This window comes from Prauserella endophytica, assembly GCF_005146945.1.
GTDB lineage: Bacteria > Actinomycetota > Actinomycetes > Mycobacteriales > Pseudonocardiaceae > Prauserella_A > Prauserella_A endophytica.
The window spans coordinates 61,807-84,815 of sequence record NZ_SWMS01000008.1 but is presented as its reverse complement, the minus strand read 5'-3'; the positions used below and the strand labels follow the sequence as shown (position 1 = coordinate 84,815).

General features: G+C 71.9%; 20 protein-coding genes. 8 read left to right on the top strand and 12 right to left on the bottom strand.

The window, feature by feature from the left end:
• The first annotated feature begins 1 nt into the window (after position 1).
• Positions 2–613: an acetoacetate decarboxylase family protein gene (locus tag FCN18_RS16275; RefSeq protein WP_137095510.1), complete on the top strand. Its 612-nt coding sequence runs from the start codon at positions 2–4 to the stop codon at positions 611–613.
• Here the strand turns inward: FCN18_RS16275 and FCN18_RS16270 are convergent.
• Positions 522–1,613 (bottom strand): AraC family transcriptional regulator, encoded by a 1,092-nt coding sequence (locus FCN18_RS16270; protein ID WP_113643048.1) that lies wholly within the window; start codon positions 1,611–1,613, stop codon positions 522–524. The genes FCN18_RS16275 and FCN18_RS16270 overlap by 92 nt on opposite strands.
• A gap of 73 nt (positions 1,614–1,686) precedes the next feature.
• Between FCN18_RS16270 and FCN18_RS16265 the strand changes: the two genes are divergently transcribed.
• From FCN18_RS16265 to FCN18_RS16245, 5 genes are all read left to right on the top strand, one after another.
• A complete protein-coding gene (locus tag FCN18_RS16265) occupies positions 1,687–3,150 on the top strand; it encodes a flavin-containing monooxygenase (RefSeq protein WP_112274360.1) in 1,464 nt (487 codons plus the stop codon).
• 91 nt (positions 3,151–3,241) lie between these two features.
• Complete coding sequence (locus FCN18_RS16260) at positions 3,242–3,601, top strand: effector-associated constant component EACC1 (RefSeq protein WP_228713991.1); 360 nt, start codon at positions 3,242–3,244, stop codon at positions 3,599–3,601.
• A 90-nt stretch (positions 3,602–3,691) separates the two neighbouring features.
• On the top strand, positions 3,692–5,143 hold the full coding sequence (locus FCN18_RS16255) for a cytochrome P450 (RefSeq protein WP_137095508.1): 1,452 nt from the start codon (positions 3,692–3,694) through the stop codon (positions 5,141–5,143).
• 171 nt (positions 5,144–5,314) lie between these two features.
• Positions 5,315–7,183 (top strand): diguanylate cyclase domain-containing protein, encoded by a 1,869-nt coding sequence (locus FCN18_RS16250; RefSeq protein WP_137095507.1) that lies wholly within the window; start codon positions 5,315–5,317, stop codon positions 7,181–7,183.
• Between the two features lie 2 nt (positions 7,184–7,185).
• Positions 7,186–7,635 carry a peroxiredoxin gene (locus FCN18_RS16245; protein ID WP_112274366.1) on the top strand — a complete coding sequence of 150 codons (450 nt, stop codon included), beginning with the start codon at positions 7,186–7,188 and terminating at the stop codon, positions 7,633–7,635.
• A 652-nt stretch (positions 7,636–8,287) separates the two neighbouring features.
• On the opposite strand, the gene FCN18_RS16240 is transcribed toward FCN18_RS16245, so the two are convergent.
• The 5 genes from FCN18_RS16240 to FCN18_RS16220 form a co-directional block, all read right to left on the bottom strand.
• Positions 8,288–9,211, bottom strand: coding sequence for an RNA polymerase sigma-70 factor (locus FCN18_RS16240; protein WP_112274368.1), 924 nt, complete (start codon positions 9,209–9,211; stop codon positions 8,288–8,290).
• Positions 9,212–9,239: 28 nt separating this feature from the next.
• On the bottom strand, positions 9,240–9,713 hold the full coding sequence (locus FCN18_RS16235; protein WP_113643052.1) for a carboxymuconolactone decarboxylase family protein: 474 nt from the start codon (positions 9,711–9,713) through the stop codon (positions 9,240–9,242).
• A 187-nt stretch (positions 9,714–9,900) separates the two neighbouring features.
• Complete coding sequence (locus tag FCN18_RS16230) at positions 9,901–11,091, bottom strand: LCP family protein (protein WP_137095506.1); 1,191 nt, start codon at positions 11,089–11,091, stop codon at positions 9,901–9,903.
• A 118-nt stretch (positions 11,092–11,209) separates the two neighbouring features.
• Positions 11,210–11,884, bottom strand: a complete 675-nt coding sequence (locus tag FCN18_RS16225) for an alpha/beta hydrolase (RefSeq protein WP_112274853.1) — start codon at positions 11,882–11,884, stop codon at positions 11,210–11,212.
• A 32-nt stretch (positions 11,885–11,916) separates the two neighbouring features.
• Positions 11,917–13,785: an ABC transporter ATP-binding protein gene (locus FCN18_RS16220; protein ID WP_113643054.1), complete on the bottom strand. Its 1,869-nt coding sequence runs from the start codon at positions 13,783–13,785 to the stop codon at positions 11,917–11,919.
• Positions 13,786–13,958: 173 nt separating this feature from the next.
• On the opposite strand from FCN18_RS16220, the gene FCN18_RS16215 reads away from it, so the two are divergent.
• Positions 13,959–15,281 carry a glycosyltransferase 87 family protein gene (locus FCN18_RS16215; protein WP_137095505.1) on the top strand — a complete coding sequence of 441 codons (1,323 nt, stop codon included), beginning with the start codon at positions 13,959–13,961 and terminating at the stop codon, positions 15,279–15,281.
• On the opposite strand, the gene FCN18_RS16210 is transcribed toward FCN18_RS16215, so the two are convergent.
• From FCN18_RS16210 to FCN18_RS16185, 6 genes are all read right to left on the bottom strand, one after another.
• Positions 15,268–15,477 (bottom strand): helix-turn-helix domain-containing protein, encoded by a 210-nt coding sequence (locus FCN18_RS16210; RefSeq protein ID WP_110339417.1) that lies wholly within the window; start codon positions 15,475–15,477, stop codon positions 15,268–15,270. The genes FCN18_RS16215 and FCN18_RS16210 overlap by 14 nt on opposite strands.
• Before the next feature lie 191 nt (positions 15,478–15,668).
• Positions 15,669–17,297, bottom strand: a complete 1,629-nt coding sequence (locus tag FCN18_RS16205; protein WP_112274378.1) for an ABC-F family ATP-binding cassette domain-containing protein — start codon at positions 17,295–17,297, stop codon at positions 15,669–15,671.
• Between the two features lie 137 nt (positions 17,298–17,434).
• Complete coding sequence (locus tag FCN18_RS16200; RefSeq protein ID WP_113643056.1) at positions 17,435–18,094, bottom strand: acVLRF1 family peptidyl-tRNA hydrolase; 660 nt, start codon at positions 18,092–18,094, stop codon at positions 17,435–17,437.
• Positions 18,091–19,656, bottom strand: coding sequence for a deoxyguanosinetriphosphate triphosphohydrolase family protein (locus FCN18_RS16195; RefSeq protein WP_112274382.1), 1,566 nt, complete (start codon positions 19,654–19,656; stop codon positions 18,091–18,093). Before FCN18_RS16195 ends, FCN18_RS16200 begins: the two co-directional genes overlap by 4 nt.
• Positions 19,657–19,678: 22 nt before the next feature.
• Complete coding sequence (locus tag FCN18_RS16190; RefSeq protein ID WP_170200562.1) at positions 19,679–20,356, bottom strand: response regulator transcription factor; 678 nt, start codon at positions 20,354–20,356, stop codon at positions 19,679–19,681.
• Positions 20,357–21,601 (bottom strand): sensor histidine kinase, encoded by a 1,245-nt coding sequence (locus tag FCN18_RS16185; RefSeq protein WP_137095504.1) that lies wholly within the window; start codon positions 21,599–21,601, stop codon positions 20,357–20,359.
• A 116-nt stretch (positions 21,602–21,717) separates the two neighbouring features.
• Here FCN18_RS16185 and FCN18_RS16180 point away from each other — a divergent pair, with 116 nt between their 5' ends.
• A complete protein-coding gene (locus FCN18_RS16180; RefSeq protein ID WP_137095503.1) occupies positions 21,718–22,929 on the top strand; it encodes a sensor histidine kinase in 1,212 nt (403 codons plus the stop codon).
• Positions 22,930–23,009 lie beyond the last annotated feature (80 nt).

Below are 23,009 nucleotides of genomic sequence, written 5' to 3'. Positions count from 1 at the left end.
CATGCCGGAGTACCCGCCCGAGCCGTGGAACCTCGCGGGCAACGCCTACCTTTCGGTGTGGGCGGTGCCGCTGGCCGACCTGCCCCGGGTGCCCGGCGTTGTCGACCCGATCACGGTCGCGGGCAGGACCGTGGTGTTCACCGCGTGGATCGACTACCAGCCACCCGGCGAGCTTTCCTATCGCGAGCTGCTGTCCACTGTGGCCGTTCGCAACGGACTGCGGGCCACGGGCAGCATCACCGAGATCTGGGTCGACAGCGAGGTGTCGCTCAGGGGCGGCCGGGAGCTGTGGGGCATCCCGAAGGACCTGGCGACGCTGGAGTTCTCCTACGGCAGGGGGTTCACCGCGTCGGCGAGCACCGGCGGCGACTGGATCGCCACGGCGGCGTTCTCGCCGAGGCCGGGCCCTCCCGTGCGCCTGCCCGCGAACTTCGGGATCGCCCAGGAGGTCGGCGGCAGGGCGCTCGTGAGCGACGTCCGCTCGAAGGGCCGCCCGCACGCGGCCTCGGCGGGCTGGAACATCAATCCGAACGGCCCGCTGGGCTACCTGGCGGGCCGCCGTCCGCTGGTGAGTGCGCACCTGGGCGACTTCCGGATCCGTTTCGGCGCCTGAACTCCCTGGGGCTCACACCCTTCCAGCGGGTGAACGCGTGGATGAAGCTCGACGCCTCGCTGTAGCCGAGCCGGTAGGCGATCTGCTCCACCGACAGTACCTGCGTCGCCAGCAGCTCCTCGGCGTAGGCCTCGCGCACCTCGTCGAGTAGCGCGCGGTACGTCGTGCCCTCGGCGGCGAGTTTGCGCCGCAGCGTGCGCACGGTCATCGCGAGCGCGGCGGCCACCTGCTCCATGTCGGCCCGCAGTCCGTCGACGGCGAGCAACCGGTCACGCACCAGCCGGGCGACACCCGTGCGCGCGCGGCGGCGGGCGAGTAGCTCCCTGCACTGGCGCTCGCACAGCGCCGCCGTGTGCTCGTTGGCCTGCGGCATCGGCTGGTCGAGCAGCGCCCGGCCGAACGACACACGCGTGTGGTCGTGCCCGAACTCCGGCTCCAAGCCCAGCAGCGCGCGGTACGGCCCGGCGTCGGGCGGTTCCGCCAGCCGGAGCGCGACCCGGTGGGCCCGCAACGGCGCGCCGACCTGTTCCTTCACGAGGGTGAAGATCGCGGCGATGTCCCTGGCCAGCAGGAACGACCGGACGTCGGCGGGCACGTCGTCGTCGCGGCAGTGCAGATGCGCGGACTCACCGTCGACCCGCAGCTCGGGCACGCAGAACACGTAGGTCAGCTCGATGTAGCGCAGGGCGAGCTCCACCGCGTCGCGCACCGTGCGGCTGCTCGTGACGGCGTAGCCCCAGATCCCGTACGACGTGGCGTGGTAGCGCTGCCCCGCGGCAAGGCCGAGCAACGCGACGTCGCGGCCGGGACAGCGCCGGATGAGGTTGCGCACCACCGCCAGCTCCTGGTGCGCCTCGACCTGGGCGAGCGGGTCGTGGATGATCGTCTCGTCGAGGCCGGTGCCGCGCAGCACCTCGCCGCGGGGCACGCCGAGCTCGCCCGCGAACTCGGCCAGCAGCGCCGCGCTCGTCACCCCGCGCGGGAAGTCCCACCCGATCATGTGTCCGAAAATATCAACAACTTGTCCCCGCTTCCGCTGGGGCCGGCCGGACGCCCGCCCTACTCTTCCCCGCATGACCACCACCCGCACGACCGCGCTGATCGTCGGGGCCGGGTTCGGCGGTGTCGCCACGGCGATCGAGCTGCGCCGCTCCGGGTTCCACGACTTCGTCGTACTGGAGAAGGCCGAGGACCTGGGCGGGGTCTGGCGGGAGAACACCTACCCCGGCTCCGGCTGCGACGTCCCGTCGCCGCTGTACTCCTACTCCTACGCGCGCAACCCGCGGTGGCCCCGGCGCTACGCCGCCCAGCCCGACATCCACGCCTACCTCGAGCGCACCGCGCGCCGGTTCGGCGTGCTGCAGCACATCCGCTTCGGCCAGGAGGTGACCTCCGCCGAGTTCGACCGGAGCACCGGCGAGTGGCACGTGCGCACCGCGCCGGGAGAGGAGTACGTCGCACGGGCGTTCGTCCCGGCCACCGGGCAGCTCTCGCGTCCCGCCTTCCCGCCGATCCCCGGCATCGACGACTTCCAGGGCACCTCGTTCCACTCAGCCGAGTGGGACCACGACGCCGAGCTGGCCGGCAAGCGGATCGCCGTGATCGGCACCGGGGCGAGCGCGATCCAGTTCGTGCCAGAGATCCAGCCCGCCGCCGCCCACCTCACGGTGTTCCAGCGCTCGGCGCAGTACATCCTGCCCAAACGCGACCACCCCTACAAACCCTGGCACCACCGGGCCTTCCGGGCCCTGCCGATTCTGCAGACGCTGGACCGGCTGAGCTTCTGGCTGTACGCGGAGTTCGCACAGCAGTGCCTGTCGAAATGGCGGTTCTTCACGCCGCTGTTCGAGCGCCAGACGACCAAGCACCTGCGCGAGAAGATCGCCGATCCCGAGCTGCGCCGCAAGCTCACGCCCGACTACGCGCTCGGCTGCAAGCGCGTGCTGTTCAGCAACGACTACCTCCCCGCGCTGACCAAGTCCAATGTGGATCTCGTGACCGAGAAGGTGATCGAGGTGACGCCGCGGGGCGTGCGCACGGCCGACGGCGTAGAGCACGAGGTGGACGTGATCATCTACGGCACCGGCTTCGCAGCGCTGGAGCTGCTCGCGCCGATGAAGGTCAGCGGGCTGGACGACCGGGTCCTGTCCGAAGTCTGGAGCGAGGGCGCCCGCGCGCACCTGGGCATCACCGTGCCGGGTTTTCCCAACATGTTCCTCATCTACGGGCCCAACACCAACCTCGGCGGCGGCTCGATCATCTACATGCTGGAGAGCCAGGCACGGTATGTCCGCGACGCGGTGCGCATCCTGACCGAGCATCCCGGCCGCTACCTCGACGTGCGCCCCGTGGCCGAGCAGGAGTGGGACACGGAGGTGCAGACGCGGCTGGCGCAATCGGTGTGGACCCGCTGCAGCAGCTGGTACCGCAACGAGCACGGCCGCGTGGTGTCCAACTGGCCAGGGCGCACGCACGAGTACCGCAGGCGCACCCGCAAGGTGAACCTCGCCGACTTTCGTGTCGGGGCCGCCGGGTAGGACCTGAAAAAGACGCGGCCCGCTGTGCTGGTGGCACCCGCTGGGGCGCTGTTAGCCTGCGCCTTTCCCACCACCCGCGGGGGAGCTTTCCGTGTCGTCCGCAACAGTTGCCGTCAGTGTTGCCGATTCCCCTGAGCAACTGCGGTCACTCGCCTTCTGGATGAGTGCCGAGGACGAGTTCCACGGCTGCGTGTCGCTGCGCGAGCAGCCGGACTGGGACGGCGAGCCGGGCGGCGTTCCGGATGCCGTCGTGGTCGTGCTCTGCGGTGACACGGCGAGCGCGTTCGTGACCTCCCTGCTCACCTGGCTCTCCCGCCACCATGCGCTGGACAGGGTCACCCTCACGATGCGCGGCCCCTCCGGCCGGGAGATCGAGCTGGAGTGCGGTGCCGCGGACGACGCGACCGAGCTCGTCGAGGTCCTGCGCCCGCTGCTGGACGACGAGACCTGAGCAAGCGCTGGCACCCGACCGGCGGAACGCTCTTGTCAGGATGCCAATAGTGCGGGACCGTGGAACCGGCTCAACGAGGAGATGGTCGCCATGGTGACAGCCGTCGACAGGATGACCGAGACGCTTCGCGAGCGGATCCCGCCGCTCACAGCCGTGCCACTGCCCCGCGCGGTCGACAACCGCGTGCTGCGCAGGCAGTGGCCGTCGAGCGAGTTCGCCGCCCCGCCCGCAGGCAGCGGGCTCAAGGCCATTCCCGGCGACCCAGGGCCACCGCTGCTCGGGCACACCGTCCGCATGATGCGCTACGGCGTGCCCTACGGCCTGCAGCGCTACGAGCGCTACGGGCCCGTGTGGTGGTCGGGCGCGTTCGGCAGGCGCATCGTGTCGCTCACCGGCCCGGACGCCACGCAGGTCGCGCTCGTCAACAAGGACAAGGCGTTCAGCCAGGAGGGCTGGCGCTTCTTCATCGAGCGCTTCTTCAACCGCGGCCTGATGCTGCTCGACTTCGGCGAGCACCACACCCACCGGCGGATCATGCAGGAGGCCTTCACCCGCGACCGTCTCGTCGGCTACGTCGAGAGCATGGGTCCCACCCTGCGCGAGGGCGTCGCCTCGTGGGCGAGCACCCCGAACCCCCGCCTCTACTGGTCGCTCAAGCAACTGACCCTCGACGTCGCCACCCGCGTGTTCATGGACATGCCCAGCGGCGCCGACGCACTCAAGATCAACCGCGCGTTCGTCGCGTGCGTGCGCGCCGCGACGGCCGTGGTCCGCCGGCCCGTGCCCGGCGGCCGCTGGCGCGCGGGACTCAGGGGCAGGCGGTTGCTGGAGCGTTACTTCGCGAGCAACCTGCCGGCCAAGCGGGCGGGCGAGGGCACCGACCTGTTCTCCGCGCTCTGCCACGCCACAACCGACGACGGCGAGCGCTTCACCGACGCCGACGTGATCAACCACATGATCTTCCTCATGATGGCGGCGCACGACACGTCAACGATCACGAGCACGGCCGCCGCGTACTACCTCGCCAAGCACCCGGAGTGGCAGGAGCGGGCCCGCGAGGAGTCGCTCGCGCTCGGCGACGAGCTGCCCGGCACCGAGGCGCTCGACCGGCTGGACACACTGGACCTGGTGATCAAGGAGGCTCTGCGGCTCGTCGCCCCGGTGCCGAGCATGTCGCGCAAGACGGTCAAGGACACCGAGGTGCTCGGCTACTACCTGCCCGAGGGCACGCTCGTCGGGGTATCGCCCAGCGTCAATCACTTCGACCCGAACCATTGGACCGACCCGCACACGTTCGACCCCGAGCGGTTCAACGCCGAGCGCAGGGAGGACAAGTCCCACCGCTTCGCGTGGATGCCCTTCGGCGGCGGCGCCCACAAGTGCATCGGCCTGCACTTCGGGACCTACGAGGTCAAGGCGCTGCTGCACGAGATGCTGCGCCGGTACCGGTGGAGCGTCCCGCGCGGCTACCAGGTCCGCTGGGACTACGTCTCGCTGCCCGTGCCGGTCGACGGACTGCCCATCGACCTCCAGCGCATCTGACTACGAAGAGTGATCATTTAGCCAAGAGAACCACTCGGACAGCCGGTAGACACACCGCTGGCCGCATGATGCTGTTGCAAGGCTCTCGGCCGACTCGGGGCCCGGGTGCGCTGCGCGCCAGCCCACACCGGCACCGAGCTGGCCTTCGACGCTTGTGTGGAGAGGTGCAAGGTGCCGAAGCCTGGTGGCACACCAGGGTTGGTGGACATCGCCCGCCGCTGGGCGGCACAACTTGCCGACACGAACGGGGTAGCCCTGTCCGCCGGCGAGCTCGAACGCATCCTCATGTCGGTGGCCGAGGAAGCCTACGCACAGGCCGACACCGCCAAGGAAGCGGCGATCCAGCGCTTCGCCGACCTGTACTCGACCACACCCGTCGGGGTGCTGCTGGCCGACCAGGAGGGCAAGGTCCTCGACGCCAACCCCGCGCTCACCCACCTGCTGGGCCACCGGCCCGAGGACCTCGCAGGCAAGCCGGTCACCGACCTCTGCGCCACGCCCAAGGACACCGAGGCGGTGCTCGCCGGGCTGGAGGACCTGCGCTCGCTGCGCAAGTCCCGGCACCGTGAGCCCGTGGAGCTGGAGCACGCCGAGGACGGTCCACTGCGGACACAAGTCACCATCGCGGGCCTGCCCGGCGACACCCCCGGCACGATCTACCCCGTGCTGCTGGTCGAGGACGTCAGCGAGCTGAGCCTGCTGCGCGAGGCGCTGCGCAAGCAGAACGTGCAGGACCCGCTCACCGGCCTGCCCAACCACCGCAGCTTCGTCAACAAGCTCGAGGCCACGCTGGCCACGCCCGACGACGACCAGATCGCGCTCGTCTATCTCGACGTCGACGGCTTCAAGGTCGTCAACGACGGCCTCGGTCCCGGCGCCGGTGACGAGGTGCTGCGCCACGTCGCCCGCAAGCTCGAGGCCACGTTCACGGGCCCCGGCGTGTTCCTCGCCCGCCTCTCCGGCGACGGCTTCGCCGTGCTGATGCGCGGCGCGCTCACGAGCGCCGCCGTGATCGACCTCGTCGAGGAGGCGATGGCCGAGCTCGCGGAGCCGGTCTACGTGGACGGCAAGGGCATCGGGGTCAGCGTCAGCGTCAGGATCGTCGTGCAGGACGCCCACGGCCGCACGCAGGAGGACCTGCACCGCGCCGCCGAGATCACGCTGCACCGCGCGAAGGAGAACGGGCGCGCGCAGTGGATGCTCTTCGAGGAGGAGCTCGACAGCCGCGACCGGCGCCGGTACGGCATCGGCGCCGTGATCGGCGGCGCGCTGGAGAACGGCGAGTTCGAGCTGGAGTACCAGCCGACCGTCAAGCTCGACGGCAGCGACGAGATCGCCGTCGTCAACGCGGTTCTGCGCTGGAACCACCCCGAGCACGGCGTGCTCGGGCCCGACGAGTTCTTCCCGCTCGCCGACACCACCGGCATGACGCCGGGCCTCGGCCGGTGGCTGCTCACCCGGTCGATGGCGGACGCGGCCGCCTGGCACGCCGCCTTCCCCGCCACGCCCGACCTCTGCGTCCGCCTGCCGCTGCGGTTCGCGATCGACCCGAACCTCGTCGGCATCATCAGGGACCAGCTGGAGTCGACCGGCCTGCCGCCGCACAAGCTGCGCATCTGCACCGACGCCGCCGCGCTGTCCGATCCGCGCGGGGAGGTGCTGGAGGCACTGGCCGTGCTGGCCGACCTGGACGTCAAGATCACGCTCGCCGTGTCGGCGGGCGCCGACCTGGAGCTGATCCACAGGCATCAGCTGCCGGTCGGCTTCCTCATCCTGGCCGGACCGCTCGTCGACGCGCTCGCGGTGGAGGGCCCCGAGGCCGACACCGCCCGCAAGCACCTCACCGCGCTGCTCGAGCGGGCAGCGGCGCTGGGCGTCAAGCGCATCGGCGCCGAGGGCGTGCACACCGTCGAGCACGCGCACAGGCTGCGGGAGCTCGGCATCGTCGCCGGGCGCGGCGAGCTGTTCGGCCGCGCGGCGAACGCCGACGAGATCACCTCGCTCATCGAGCAGCGCGGTCCCCGGCCCGTAGGCTCGTGACCATGAAGCAGGGAGATCTCGCGCCGGACTTCACGCTGCCCGACGAGAACGGCAAGCCACGCACTCTCTCGGAGTTCCTGGAGACCGGTCCCGTGGTGCTGTTCTTCTACCCGGCGGCCATGACGCCGGGTTGCACCGCCGAGAGCTGCCAGTTCCGCGACCTCGCCGCCGAGTTCACCGACGCCGGCGCGCACCGGATCGGGATCAGCCCCGACCCGGTCGACAAGCAGCTCGAGTTCACCAACAGGCACGACTTCGACTTCCCGCTGCTCTCCGACGCCGACGGCGCCGTGGCGACGCGGTTCGGAGTCCGGCGCAGGTTCGGCCCGCTGCTGACCAGGCGCCACACGTTCGTGATCGACACCGACCGCAGGGTGCTCGCCGTGATCAAGAGCGAGCTGCGCATGGCCGTGCACGCCGACAAGGCGCTCGAGGTCCTGCGCTCCCGCTGAGCGGCGCGGCCGGCACGGCAGCAGGCCATTCGAGGCCACCCCCAGGGAACCGGGTCTCGGATGGCCGCTGGCGATCGCCGCGATGGCGGCGTGCCGCGGTCAAGCCTCACGCCCCAGCGTTCACCCACCGGCCTACCTGGCCCGAGGCGGCCGGGGAGCTGGTCGCGCGTGACCGCGCGGGGTACGCCCACCAAAGCCTCGGCGAGCCGCACCGCTCGCTCGGCCCGCACGACCGCTCCCGCCGCTTCTTCGCGAGCGCACTCGCCCTGTGGCGGGAACCGTCCGCTCACCAGCAGGCTGCGCGGCGATGCGTACCCGACCGGAATGGCCCGAGCAGCCTGTTTGCAACTGCCCTGTACGTCCCTTGTGGAGACCGCGCCGGTGCCCTGCCCCGGCTGCCGAACCCGCTCTCCCACTCGGCTGGTCGGCCGATATGTCCACTGTGGATGCCGACGACAGCGGCGTCCGGTACACCGGCACTGCCCTGTCTTCGCCACGCGCGAAGGGCTGGTTCGCGGCACCGCCATCGGCCACGTGATCACCGAGCGGGACCAGCGCCTGGAACCGCCTCGGGCCGGGCCACCACGTCTGCGCCGCCTACCTCGACACCGGCGCGGACGAGCCTGCCACGCCGGCGTGCTGAGCGGGGCGGTCAGGCCTGCGGGCCGCGGGCCTGCCTCACCTCGCGGTCGACGGCCCAGGCGTCGGCGACCGGGCCGAGGTGCCCGAGCTTGTCCGGGTTGATCACCGAGCGGATGGTCTGGATCCGCCCGTCGAGCACGTCGAGGACCAGGGTGTGGAGGATCCGCCCTCCGCGGTCGCGGAAGATCGCGCCGGGCTGGCCGTTGACCTCGTGCGGCTCGAATGACACGTCGACCTGGAACAGCCAGGGGAACACCCCGCCCAGCAACCTGGCCACCTTGTCCGCGCCCACGACGGCCCTGGCCAGCTGCGGGGCCTTGCCGCCGCCGTCCCCGACCAGCTGTACGTCGGCGGCCAGCAGACTGCGCAGCGCGTCCACGTCACCGCCCGCCAGCGCGTCGAAGAACCGCGTCGCCAGCTCCCGCCGTTCCTTCCGGTCCGCCTCGAACCGGGGGCGTCCGGCATCCATGTGCCGCCGCGCCCGCACCAGCAGCTGCCGGCAGGCCGCCTCCGACCGTCCCACCGCAGTGGCGATGTCGCCGAAACCGAACGCGAACACCTCCCGCAGCACGAAGACCGCCCGCTCCAGCGGGCTGAGCCGCTCCAGCAGCAACAGCGCCGCCATCGACACCGAGTCGGCCAGCTCCGCCGCCCGGCCCGGGTCCTGGTAGGGGTCGTCGAGCAGCGGCTCGGGGAACCACGGGCCGACGTAGGCCTCCCGCCGCACCCGCGCGGAGCGCAGCACGTCGATCGAGATCCGGGTGACCGTGGCCGACAGGAACGCCTTGACCGACTCGGGCCGGGTCGCCGAGGCGTCGAACCGCAGCCACGTCTCCTGCACCGCGTCCTCGGCCTCGCTGACACTGCCCAGGATGCGGTACGCGATCGAGAACAGCAGCGGCCGCAGATCCTCGAACTCCTCGACCTTGCTCACCCGGATCTCCTCCCTTCGGCGGTGCCGTTCAGTGAAGCTGGCCCGGAACGTAGTCGCCAGCGGGCTGCTGGGTGATGATGTTCATGCGGTTGGCCGTGTTCATGAAGCCCACCAGGAGCACCAGTGCGGTGAGCTGCTCGTCGTCGTAGTGCTTGGCGGCGCGCTCCCACACCTCGTCGCTGACGCCGCCCGCACCGTCCGCGACCCTGGTCCCCTCCTCCGCCAGCTCCAGCGCGGCCCGCTCGGCCTCGGTGAAGACCGTGGCCTCGCGCCACGCCGCGACCAGGCCCAGCCGCACGGGCGTCTCACCCGCGGCGGCGGCCTCCTTGGTGTGCATGTCGAGGCAGACGGCGCAGCCGTTGATCTGGCTCACGCGCAGCGACACCAGCTCCTGCGTAGCGGCAGGCAGGGCCGATTCCCTGAGCGTCTTGCCCACCGACATGAACTGCTTGAGGACCTTGCCCGCGGTGGGGCTGGTGAAGAAGTTCAGTCGCGCGTCCATGGTGTTCCTCCAGGGTCGTCGTTGGCTACAACCCCCGAGACGAGGTAGCCCGGCTCTCCTGTGACGTCGCCGGACGTGACGTGGGTCTCCCTCAGCCGCCGAGCTCGACCTCGATCACCGACGGCCCCCAAGGCCACCTTTGTTGCGTTCAACGCAACAAAGGTGGCCTTGGGGGCCGATCAAGCGGCTAGTTGACGATCACGCTGTCTGGGACCGGGGTGTCGTTGCGGAACGCGTCGAAGAGAACCTGCGACTTCTCCTCGTCCCAGTACTGCGCCGAGCTGTCCGTGGTGGGCATGGTGGTGGTCACCACGCCGCCGCCGGAGATCCCGCGCATCGCCCACGCCAGGCCGAGCAGGTTGTGCAGATGGTCGCCGGTGTCCATGGTCAGCGCGTCCGGCGCCTCCGCGAGCAGCGGGAACACGTCGAACGGGTTCAGCAGTGTCGACGGGCTCGCCATCTGGCTCGCCATCGCGCCGATGAACTGCCGCTGGTTGGCCACGCGGTCGAGGTCCGACCTCGGCGTCGCCGAGCTGTACCGCATGCGCACGAAGCCAAGCGCCTGCGCGCCGTCGAGGGTCTGCTTGCCCGCGGGGATGACGATGCCGGTCTTGGTGTCGCGCATCTCCGCGGGGATGTCCATCTCGACCCCGCCCATGGCGTCGACGAGGTTGGCGAACCCACCGAAGCCGATCTCGGCGTAGTGGTCGATTCGCAGCCCGGTGGCCTGCTCGACCGTCTGCGCGAGCAGTGGCGCACCACCGAACGAGAACGCCGCGTTGATCTTGTTGGTGCCGTGGCCGGGGATCTCGACCTGCGAGTCGCGCGGCAGGCTCAGCAGCGTCGGCGCGGTGTCGTTGTCCGGGATGTGGGCGATCATGATCGTGTCGGTGCGCTGACCGCCGGTGTCACCGGTGACGAGCTGCGCCTGCTGGTCGGCATCGAGGCCCGCCCGCGAGTCGGAGCCGACGATGAGCCAGTTCGTGCCCGACGCCGCGGCCGGCCTGCCCTCGTAGTCGGGCAGGGCGTCGATGCGGTTGATGGAGAACTCGAGGTAGAGCCACACGGCGCCGATGAACAGCACGAACACCAGCACCAGCGCCATCAGCACCCGGCCGAACGTCCAGCGCCTGCGCCGCGGCGGACGCGGCGGCCTCGGCCGTTCGCCGCCCGGGGGCGGCTGGTGCGGCGGCTGGTGGCCGGGCACCGGCGCCACGCGCGTCGGCTGGTGCCGAGGGCGGGGCGGCGGCCCCTGACGGGCCCGGTCGCTGCCCGGCACGGGCAGCATCTGGGCGCTCTGGTGCTCCCTGGGACCGCGGGGCGGCCGGCGGTTGCCGCCGGGTGGCTGCTGTCCGCCGTAGTGTCCGCCGTACGTCATCGCCGTCTCCCGATCGGTGTCGTGCCGCGTCCGTGCGGGCCCTACTAAACCTCATTCCCCCGATCCATGGACGCATGGTCCCCCGGACGGGTTGTGCGCGACACGCCGCGGACGGCCGCTAGAGGGGTATACGCAGGCGCGCGTCCACGGGCCGGTCCCAGGCAGAGGCGGGCAGGCCGTCCCCCGCCGGGAATCCCAGCACGTCGGCGGTGAAACCCACCACGAGCCGCTGCCACAACGCCGGCCTTCGCACCATCGCGTGCCCCTCCTCCGCCACCTCGAAGCGCGCGAGGCTGCGCGCGGTCGCCTGGGCCCGCCTGGCGTAGGTGTGCGAGGCCTCCGGGCTGGTCACGGCGTCGCGCGTGCCGTGCGCGAGCACGACCGTGCGATCACGCACGGACTCCACGGGCTCGTCCTGCGGGGTCCACGGCGCGAGCGCGCACACCCCGGTCACGGCCGGGTCGTCGGCGACGCGCAGGGCCACCCGGCCGCCCATCGAGTGGCCCACCAGCACCACCGGCAGGCCGGGGCTCTCGGCGTGGACGCGCTCCAGCGCCCAGCGGGCGTCGCGCACCGGGTCGAGCGCGGGCTCGTTCCACCCACGCAGGCGGTTGCGCAGCAGCCGCACCTCCAGCCCGTGCCGCGCGCCCGCCGCGCGCAGCGCGCGGGCGAAGGGCACCATCCGCAGGTAGGCGAGCCCCCACGGCCGCACGGCGCCGGCGCCGTGCTCGGCCCCACCGTGCAGCACGAGCGCCACCGCGCGGGCGGGAACCGGCGAGCGCCGGACGGCCATCGCCGGTTCGTCGTCGATCACCCACGACCTCCTCACGCCGCTGTGGGCGTCTCCTGCCGGAACTGCGTGTGGTACAGCTCCGCGTAGCGTCCTCCGGCGGCGAGCAGCTGCTCGTGGGTGCCCTGCTCGACGACCCGGCCCGCCTCCACCACCATGATGCGGTCGGCGGCCCGGATGGTGGACAGCCGGTGGGCGATCACGATCGCGGTGCGCCCGTCGAGCGCGTCGGTGAGCGCCTCGCCGACCGCCGCCTCTGACTCCGAGTCGAGATGCGCGGTCGCCTCGTCGAGCACCACGACCCTCGGCTGCGCGAGCAGCAGCCGCGCGATGGTGAGCCGCTGGCGCTCCCCTCCGGAGAGCCGGTAGCCGCGCTCGCCGATGATCGTGTCGAGCCCGTCCGGCAGCGAGCGCACCAGATCGGCCAGCCGCGCGCGGTCGAGTGCGTGCCAGATCTCGGCGTCCGAGGCGTCCGGGGCCGCGTAGGCGAGGTTGGCGCGGATGGTGTCGTGGAACAGGTGGCCGTCCTGCGTCACCACGCCCACCGTCTCGCGCAGCGACGCGAACGTGAGGTCGCGCACGTCCACACCGGACAGCCGCACCGAACCGGAGTCGGCGTCATAGAGCCGCGGCACCAGCGACGCGATGGTGGACTTGCCCGCGCCGGAGGAGCCCACGAGGGCCACCATCTGGCCCGGCTCCGCCCTCAGGCTCACGCCGTGCAGCACCTCCTCGCCACCACGGTTGTCCAGTGTGGACACCTCCTCCAGCGAGGCCAGCGAGTAGCGGTCGGCGGAGGGGTAGGCGAAGCGCACCTCGTCGAGCTCCACCGAGACGCCCCCGGGCGGAACGGCCCGCGCGTCCGGCTTCTCCTTGATCATCGGGTCGAGGTCGAGCACCTCGAAGACCCGCTCGAACGACACGAGGGCGGTCATCACGTCCACCCGCACGTTGGCGAGCGCGGTCAGCGGCGAGTACAGCCTAGTCAGCAGCAGGGCCAGCGCGACGACGGTGCCTGGCGCGAGGTCGCCGCGCAGCGCGAGCCAGCCGCCGAGGCCGTAGACCAGCGCCTGCGCCAGCGCCGAGACCAGCGTAAGGCTCGTCATGAACCAGCGCGTGAGCATCGCCGTCCGCACACCGATGTCGCGGACACGGCCCGCACGGGAACCGAACTCGGCGGCCTCGGCGTGCGGCCTGCCGAACAGCTTCACGAGCGTGGCCCCCGGCGCCGAGAACCGCTCCGTCATCTGCGTGGTCATGGACGCGTTGAGCTCGGACGACTCGCGCTGCAGGTCGGCCATCCGCCTGCCGATGCGCCGCGCGGGCAGCACGAACACCGGCAGGAGCACCAGCGCCAGCAACGTGACCTGCCAGGACAGCGTGACCATCACGGCCAGTGACAACAGGAGCTGGATCACGTTGGTGACCAGGCCGGACAGTGTCGCCGTGAAGGTGCGCTGCGCCCCGATGACGTCGTTGTTCAGCCTGCTCACCAGCGCGCCGGTGCGGGTGCGGGTGAAGAACGCGATCGGCATGCGCTGGACGTGCTCGAACACGGCCCGGCGCAGGTCGAAGATCAGTCCCTCACCGATGCGCGCCGACTGCCAGCGCTCGGCGAGCCCGAGCCCGGCGTCGGCGATGGCGAGTCCGGCGATCGCGACGGCCAGCCAGATCACCGTGGCGGCCGCTCCCCCGCCGACGATCGCGTCGACGACACGGCCCGCGAGCAGTGGTGTGCTCACCGCGAGCACCGCGGAGACCACGGTCAGGGCGAGGAAGACCCCCAGGCGTGCCCAGTGCGGGCGGGCGAAGCGCGCGACCCTCCGTACCGTCCCCCTGCGCAGACCGCTCGGCGCGTCCGCCGATCTCATCGCGCCGCTCAGCAACGTCCACGTGTTGTCCATGTCCCACCGGCCCCTCCCCGCTCGCCCCTGAGCGCGCAATACCTCGACATTACTCGAGATCCACTTCCGATATGTCCTGGACAACACCAGGTACCACGCGATCCTTCCCGATCCCGCGCACCAATTCTGCCCGTGAGGTCCGACAGTCTCCGCGCATCGCCTAACCTGCTGCCATGGGGAGTCACCGGGTTCAGCAGTGGCTGCGGCGGAGCTGGGAAGAGCGGCCGCTGGGACTGGACCTCGTCCTCTACCTCGTCGCCGCGGGCTACGCCGTCGCGCTCGCACTGGCCGACAAGCACTACGGCTTCCGGATCTGGGCGAACTTCGCCATCGCCGGCTACGCGCTCGCGCTCGCGCACACGTGCTGGCTGCGCCTCACTCCTGGCCGCCAGGGCGGCCGCTGGCGGTCGCGCTGGGTCGGCGTCGGCGCTGTCGCGGTGGTGGGCATGCTCGCGCCGCTGGTGTTCCTGCTCGTGCGCAGACTCACCGGTGTCGACTGGCTCGACACCCCGTGGTCGTGGAGCGCGCAGCCCGAGGTGTGGGTCATCGAACGGTCGGCGAGCCTGCTCCTCGCGGGCGGCACGCCCTACACCGACGTCACCGCGCTCGGCCGCCCGCCCGCGGTGAACGACTACACGCCGTACGGCCCGGTGATGACGGTGTTCGGCCTGCCGAGGGCGCTCGCGGGAGGCACGCCGGTCACCGACGTGCTCACGGACGCGCGCCTGTACTTCGCCCTCACGGCGGTGCTCTGCGCGTGGGGTGCGTGGCGCCTGCTGGGCAGGCCGGGGATCCCGGTCCGCGCGGCGCAGCTCGTCGCGGTGTTCCCGCTCACCGCGCTGACCTTCGCCACGGCAGGCCCCGACCTCGCGATCGTCGGACTGCTCGTGCTGGGTGCCGCGCTGGCCGCGACGGACCGGCCCGCACTGTCGGGCACCGTGCTGGCGCTCGTCACGAGCGCGAAGCTCATCGTGCTGCCCGCCGCGGTCGTGCTGGGGGTGCTCGTGCTCGCGCGGCTCGGCCGTCGCGCGCTGGCCCGCTTCGTGCTGGTGCTGCTCGCCGTGTGCGCGGTGGTGAACGTGCCGGTGTACCTCGTGCATCCGGACGCGTTCGCCGAGCACGTGATCCGGTTCCCGGCCGGGCTCGGAGCGGTCACCTCACCAGCCGCGAGCCCGCTGCCGGGGCACCTCATCGCCGGAACCGGCCCGGTCGGCAAGGTGCTCGCGTTCGTGCTGCTGGCTGCCGCGGCACTGGCGATCATGTGGTGGCTCATCCGGCGACCGCCCGTCGCCGGTGCGGATGCACTGCTTCGCATCGCGGTCGGCCTGGGCACCTTCACGATGCTCACGCCGGCCACCCGATTCGGTTATCTGGTGTATCCGGTTGTCCTGCTTGGCGCGATGTTGTGCTTCCCGAGCCAGGGGTCGGCCTCCCGCGTCGCCGCGACGCCGGGCTCAGGCACCACGCCGGAGTCGGCTCCCCTTACTTCTTCTTGACGCGAGTGGCGCCGCCGCGGCCGCGGAGCTGCACGCCGGATTCCGAGAGGACCCGGTGCACGAAACCGTAGGAACGTCCGGTTGACTCCGCCAGCGAGCGAATGCTCGCCCCCTTCTCGTATTTCTTCTTCAGGTCAGCGGCCAACTTGTCGCGTGTGTTTCCGGTGATGCGCGCACCCTTCTTCAGGTCTGCCACGTCGATCCACCTTCCACCCGTATGGTGTTTCGGGCCACATTCGACCCCTGCCGCCGCAATGATCGAACACTGAGCGGCGGAATGCCAGACGACGGGCCAAAAACCTTCCGAAACCGCGAAGATATTGGGCCGATTCAGTGTTTGTCGAACATCAACTAACGACTTGGCCGCGTATTTGGCGTCGAGTCAACTCAGGCGAGCTGCACGAGTTCGAGATAATCGGCCGACCAATGATCCTCCGTGCCATCCGGCAACAGGATCACGCGTTCGGGTTCCAGCGCCTCCACGGCGCCCGGGTCGTGGGTCACGAGCACCACCGCACCGGTGTAGCTGCGCAGCGCGTCGAGCACCTGCTCGCGGCTCGCCGGGTCCAGGTTGTTGGTGGGCTCGTCGAGCAGCAGCACGTTCGCCGCGCTCGACACCAGCCCGGCCAGCGCCAGCCGGGTCTTCTCGCCACCCGACAGCGTGCCCGCGGGCTGGTCGAGCTGCTCACCGGAGAACAGAAACGAGCCGAGCAGGTTCCGCAGCTCCTGTGCACCCGTGTCGGGCGCGAGGTGCCGGGTGTTCTCCCACACGGTCGCGTCGTGGTCGAGCGTCTCGTGCTCCTGCGCGTAGTAGCCGAGCCGCAGCCCGTGGCCCGCGACGACACGGCCGGTGTCAGGCGTCTCCATGCCGCCGAGCAGGCGCAGCAGCGTGGTCTTGCCCGCGCCGTTGAGCCCGAGCACGACCACCTTCGAGCCGCGGTCGATCGCGAGGTCCACGCCGGTGAAGATCTCCAGCGAGCCGTACGACTTCGAAAGGTCCTCCGCCGTGAGCGGGGTCTTCCCGCACGGGGCCGGTGCGGGGAACTTGATACGCGCGACCTTGTCGGCCTGGCGCTCGTCGTCCAGGTTCGCGAGCATCTGCTCAGCCCGGCGCGCCATGTTCTTCGCCGCCACGGCCTTGGTGGCCTTGGCGCCCAGCTTGGCGGCCTGCTGTTGCAGCGCGGCCGCCTTCTTCTCGGCGTTGGCCCGCTCGCGGCGGCGGCGCTTCTCGTCGGTGGCCCGCGCCTCGAGGTACCGCTTCCAGTTCATGTTGTAGTTGTCCAGCTCCCCGCGCGTCGCGTCGAGGAACCAGACCTTGTTGACGACCTCGTCGAGCAGCTCGACGTCGTGGCTGATCACCACGAGACCGCCGTCGTGGGACTTGAGGAAGCCGCGCAGCCAGCTGATCGAGTCGGCGTCGAGGTGGTTGGTCGGCTCGTCGAGCAACAGGATCGTGCCCGATTTGCCCCCGGCGCCCGCCTCGGAGGCCGCGAACAGGATGCGGGACAGCTCCACGCGCCTGCGCTGGCCACCGGACAGCGTCCGCAGCGGCTGCCCCAGGACCCGCTCCTCCAGGCCGAGGTTCGCGCAGATCCGCGCGGCCTCGCTCTCGGCCGCGTACCCGCCCAGCGCGGCGAACCGCTCCTCGAGCCTGCCGTAGCGGCGCACCGCCCTGTCGCGCTCGTTGTCGTCGACCAGCTCCGACATGGCGGTCTGCGCCTTCTCCATGTCGCGCACGAGCGTGTCGAGGCCACGCGCGGAGAGCACGCGGTCCTTCGCGGTGACCGACAGATCGCCCTCGCGCGGGTCCTGCGGCAGGTAGCCGAGCTCGGCGCCGTGCTGGACGATGCCCGAGTAGGGCTCGCCCTCACCGGCGAGAACCTTGAGGGTCGTGGTCTTGCCCGCGCCGTTGCGGCCGACGAGACCGATGCGGTCGCCGGGCTGGATACGCAGGGTGGTGTCGGCGAGGAGCACGCGCGAACCCGCGCGCAGTTCGAGGCCGGTGGCCGTGATCAAGGGAATCTCCGTGACCTGGAAGCGGAACTGGACAGCGTGCGATACCCGCGCAGGGCGGGACGGCTACTCCAGGCGAACGACCACGACTGCCAGTGTACGGGCCGGGGTCGAGCGATTTTCCCCGGCGGTGACCGGCCTCACCGCAGGACGATCTCCACCGCGAGCGCACGCACGGCCGCGTCGTCAAGCACCGAGCGGCGCGGCTCGCCGATGTCGAGCACCCGGGGGACGGCCAGCGCGAACAGCGGCTCGAGCCGGCGATCGGCCCGCAGCTCGTCCAGCGCCCTGCGGTCCCCGCCGAGCACCACCGCGTCCAGTTCGGACAACCTCGGCAGCAGCACCGCCCCGGCGTCGTCGGCGGCCGAACGCAACGCCTGCCGCGCCTGCCCCTCGCGACGGCGGGCGAACCGCTGCTGCGACCAGCCGCCCGCGGCGCTGCGGCCGTGCACGAGATGCCGGTCGGTGCGCGACACGAGCACCTTGCCCTGCTCGGCGACGCCCACGCTGTGCCCTCCGAGCCGCACGAGCAGCAGCCCGAGCCGCCGGGGCGCGCGCACGTGGTCGACGAGCGGCCCCACCGCGAGCCCCTCCCGCTCGCCCTCGGCCGGAAGCGGCGGGAACGGCACCGCCACGGTCGCGGTGGTGCCGTTGCCGCCGGTCACCACCACCTCGCCGGAGCCGAGCCGGGTGCTCACGACGCCGTCGTTGCGGGCGGCGAAGCGCTCGAACCACCCGGCGAGCCGCGCGGGCTCCACCTCGACGGCCCTGCCGCCGCCCCGCACCTGCCGCGCGCTCACAGGACGAACGACTCCGACCACGGCTGCGTGGCGTGCCCCGAGATCGCGTCGAGCATGCTCGCCGCCTGCCGGTCGGTCAGCGACGCCACGAAGTCCACCACAGCACGCCCGCGCGCGAGGGCCCGCACGGCGTCGCTGCCGCGCACGGGCTCGCCCGTCGCGCCCACGAGCAGCTCCGGTGACCGCTCGGCCAGCGCCGTGTACTCCAGGTGCGCGAGCGCGACCAGGTCGTGCAGCCTGCGCGGCAGGCGGCGCGCCTCGTCGCGGTCGGTGAGCCACGCGTCGAGCGCGTCGACCAGGTTGGTGAGCATGCTGGCCTGCCCGCGCTGGTGCAGGGCGAGATCGGGCCGTTGCAGCACGAACCGCCGGTGCACGAACTTCAGCACCTGCACCTCGTGCCACTGTGCTGGCCGCAGGGTCACGTGCCCCGTGCGGGTGGGCGGCGACGGGGTGACGAGCACGCCCTCCACGAGCCGGGCCGTCCAGCGCGCGGAGAACGTCGCCATCGCCTGCTCGGCCTCGATCGAGCCGTCGAACGGGATCGCGAGCAGGTCGTCAACCAGCTCGGCCCGCACCCGCGCCACGGCGTGCGCGAACGCGTCGTCGTCCACCACCCACGCGTCCTTGGCGTGCATCCGGCGCCGCACGTACTCCAGTGACCGGCCGGGGTTGCGGTGCTCGTCGCGCAGCGCGGCCGAGGGCAGCTCGGCCAGCTCGCCCGCGCGCGAGAGCCACTGGCCCAGCTCGGTGGCGACGGCGGCGTGCTGGAGCACCCCGATGCGGTGGAAGTCCTGGATGTCGTGGATGGCGTAGGCGATGTCATCGGCGAGGTCCATCACCGAGGCCTCCACCGTCTGCTGCCAGCGCTCCACGCGCCCCGAGAACGGCGTGCGCGAGTGCTCGAGGTCGTCCAGCTCGGTGGAGTACGCGGAGAACTTCGCCGAGCCCGTGCCCGGCGCGTCGTCCGGCTCCGCGGCTCCCCTCGGCGGGGTGCTCAGGTCGGCGGGGTGCGGGTCCGGGTAGTGCAGGCGCGCCCACGGGTACTTCAGCAGCGCGGCCCGCACCGCGGCCGTCAGGTTCAGCCCCTGCGGCGTTGGCCCGCCCACCTCGGTCTTGGTGACGATCCGGAACGTCTGCGCGTTGCCCTCGAACCCGTCGGGCAGGCCGTAGCGGTGCCGCGCGATGCGGTCGAGCACCTGCTCCCCGAGGTGGCCGAACGGCGGGTGCCCGAGGTCGTGGCCCAGCGCGGCGGCCTCGGCGACATCGGGGTCGCAGCCGCCCAGCTTGGCGACGATCCCGCCCGTGTCACCGTGCGCGGTGATGCGCTCGGCGATCGCCCTCGCGACCTGCGCGACCTTGAGGCTGTGGGTGAGCCGGTTGTGCAGCAGGCCCGACCCGCCCGCGCTCACGACCTGCGTGACGCCGCCGAGGCGGGCGAAGAACGGCGACGCGGCGATCCGGTCCCGGTCGAGCCGGAACGGGCTGCTGATCAGGTCGGCGAACCCGCCTGCCTCGGCGGGCTCGTCCCGGCGCCGTGCCCGGGGGTCCGGCTCTGCTTCCATGCGCATAACCGTACGGGAGCGATCAAGACCGGCGGACGCCGTCGCTCGGCGAGACGAACCCGGACTCGTAGGCCTCGATCACGGCCTGGGTGCGGTCGCGGGCGCCGAGCTTGGCGAGCACGTTGCCGACGTGGGTCTTCACGGTCTGCAACCCGAGGAACAACCGCTCCGCGATCTCCACATTGGACAAACCGGACGCCATGAGGCGCAGCACCTCGGACTCACGTTCGGTGAGGTTCGCCCCGCGCAGACCGTCCCGCCCCGCACCCCGCGCGTTCCTGGCCGCGAGCCTGCGGATCGCTGCCGGGAACAGCAGCGAGTCACCGGCGACTACGGTGCGCACCGCCGACAGGATCTCCTCCGGCCGCGCGCGCTTGAGCAGGAAACCGCTCGCGCCCGCCCGCAGCGCGTCGTAGACGTAGTCGTCGTTCTCGAACGTCGTCACCACCACGATCTTCGGCGGACGGTCCGCTGTGGACAGCAGGTGCTCGGTCGCCCTGATCCCGTCCACCGACGGCATCCGCACGTCCATCAGCACCACGTCCGGCCGGTGCCGCGCCACCAGCCCGGGCACCTCCGCGCCGTCGGCGGCCTCGCCGACCACCGCCAGGTCCGGCTCGGACTCCAGGATGGCCCGCAGTCCCGTGCGAACGAGCTGCTCGTCGTCCACGAGCAGCACCCCGATGCGGTTGTCGTCCACTCACTCGCCCCCTCGTCCCCCGGCAGGCAGCCACACGGCGACCTCCCAGTCTCGTCCCTGTCTCCCAGCGCGCAACCGCCCGCCGAGCACGTCGACCCGCTCCGCGATGCCGCGCAGCCCGCTGCCGCCACCGTTGCGCGCCGAGTCGCGCGCGGCGCCGACGGGGTTGCGCACGGTGAGCTCGAGCCCGCCGTCGGCCTCGGCCACCCTGAGTGTGACCGGCACCTTGCCCGCGTGCCGCAGAACGTTCGTAAGGCACTCCTGCAGGATCCGGTACGCCTCGCGCGACACCACCGGCGCGACCGCGGCGGCCTCGGCGCGCACCTCGCTGTCCACCTCGACCCCCGCCGCCCTCGTCGCCGACAGCAGGGCGGGCAGCTCGGCGAGCCCGGCCTGCGGCGCCCGTCCCGCCCGCTCCTCCCGTAGGAGGCCGAGCACGTGGTCGAGGTCGTCGAGCGCGGCGCGGGCGGACTCCTCGATCGCCTCGAGCGCCCGCTCCGCCGTGTCCGGGTCGCGGCGCAGCGTGCGCCGCGCTGCCCCCGCCTGCAGCGACACGACGCTGAGGGCGTGCCCGACGGAGTCGTGCAGTTCGCGGGCGAGCCGGTTGCGCTCGGCCAGCCGCTCGGTGCGTCGTTCGAGCAGGGCCACGCGCTCGGCGGCGGACGGCCCGAGCCAGGCCACGGCCGCGCGGGTGAGCAGCGCGCCCGCGCCCGCGACGGCGTGGAAGAGCAGCAGCATCGCGAGCAGGAAGGCCGCCGGCAGCCACGCGCTCGCCCAGCCGCGGGGCACCAGCAGCGGCCCGTCGGTGCCAGCACCGAAGCTCCCGGTGAACGGCGCGGCGAACGCGAGCCCGAGGAACGCGGGCAGCATCAGGCTCGCCAGGCTGATCAGCGCGCCCACCAGCACGTGCGCCACGAACATCGCACCCGCTCGCACGCGGGCTCGCCCGCTCACGGGTCCGGAGGCCGCCTCGGGCACCGGATCGTCCAGCAGCTCACGGATGGCGGCCAGTTCCAGCGCGCGCACCGGCGGCAGCAGCGACGTCGCGGCGAGCACCACCAGCGCCCCGGCCCCGCCGAGGAGGAACGCGCTCGCCAGGTCGTCGGTCGACAGCGGCAGGACCGAGGGCACCACCACCGCGCCGAACAGCACGTACGGGGCCGACAACGCCCCGCCGAGGACCAGGAACACCCACCGGCGGTACGTCGAGCGGCTCGTCACCGGGCCGAGGATCCGCCGTATCACCAGGCGATCCTCGCAAAAGCTGAGAGAACGCGCCTCCCTCCTCAGCGGGAGATCCACAAGGCGGCCCTCACGGTTAGCCTGTGTGCGCCGCCCAACGAGAAAACCGGGACCCGCCGATGCTCGCCTCGCTCATCGAACGACTCTTCGACCGCAAGCTCACCCCGGTGCGGGTCTCGCTGCTGGCCGCGATCGCCGTGGGGTACCTGCTGCTGCTCGCCCCGCCCGACAAACTGCCGGACCCCTCCGGCTGGGCGCTGCTGTCCGGTGCCCTCGCCGCGGCCTGGTTCTCGCCGCGCAGCCCGCTGGCCAGCGCGCTCGCGCAGGCGGCCATGCTCGCCACCGGCGAGCTCCTCGGCATCGACAACATGATTCCCCTCAAGGTGCTGGCGAGCTTCGCCCTGCTGGAGCTGGCCATGCGGCGGACCGGCTGGGTGCTGCCGGCCGGGGCCACGGTGCTGTCGGCCGTGTACTTCCTCATCGGGCTGACCAACCCGCTGCGCTCCCCGGCCGAGATCGTGTTCCAGACGGCCGTCGTGGTGGTGGGGCCGCTCGTGCTGGGCGCCTACATCGGCGGGATGAACGCGCGCGCGAGGCACGCTGAGGAGCGTGCGGCGGAGCAGGAACGCCTGCGCCGCACGGAGTCGCAGATGGTGCGCGTCGCCGAGCGGACCGCGATCGCCCGCGAGCTGCACGACCTCGTCGCCCACCACGTGGCGTCGATCGTGCTGCGGACAGGGGTCGCGCGGCATCTGCTCGGTGAGAGCGACGAGCAGATGCGGCAGGTCCTCGACGACGTCCACGCCACCGGCTCCGGCGCGCTCACGGATCTGCGGCGGCTCGTCGCGGTCCTGCGTGACCCCGAGGCGACGGACACGGCGGGCGGAGACCTCGTGGATCCCGCGGAGCTGCCCGCCGCCGTCGCCGCGGTGATCGACCGGTGCCGTCAGGTGGGACTGCGCATCGACGCCACGGTGGACCCCGCGCTCGCGGGGCTCGACGCCGTGAAGGCGCTCGCGGTGCTGCGCCTGGTGCAGGAAGGGCTGGCCAACGTCGCCAAGCACGCTGGCTCCTCCGCCCGGGTGTGGCTGACCGCCGAGCTCGCCCGCGACGGCGTGCGGCTGGACATCGCCGACGACGGCGAGGGTGGCCCATCCGGCACCGTCTCCGCCCAGCACTCGGGCCACGGTCTGATCGGCATGCGTGAACGCGTCGAGCTGCTCGGCGGAACGCTGCGCGTGGGACCCGAGGGCACCGGCTGGGCCCTGTCGGCGAGACTCCCCGCCCGAGAGCCGGAACCGAAACCGGAGCCGGTGGCGAGCGTGCCGTAACACGCGAGTCGTGCACTCCCGACCGCGAGTCCCCCGCCCAGGACGCCGAGTTGCGCGTTCCCGAGGCCGAGTTGCGCGTT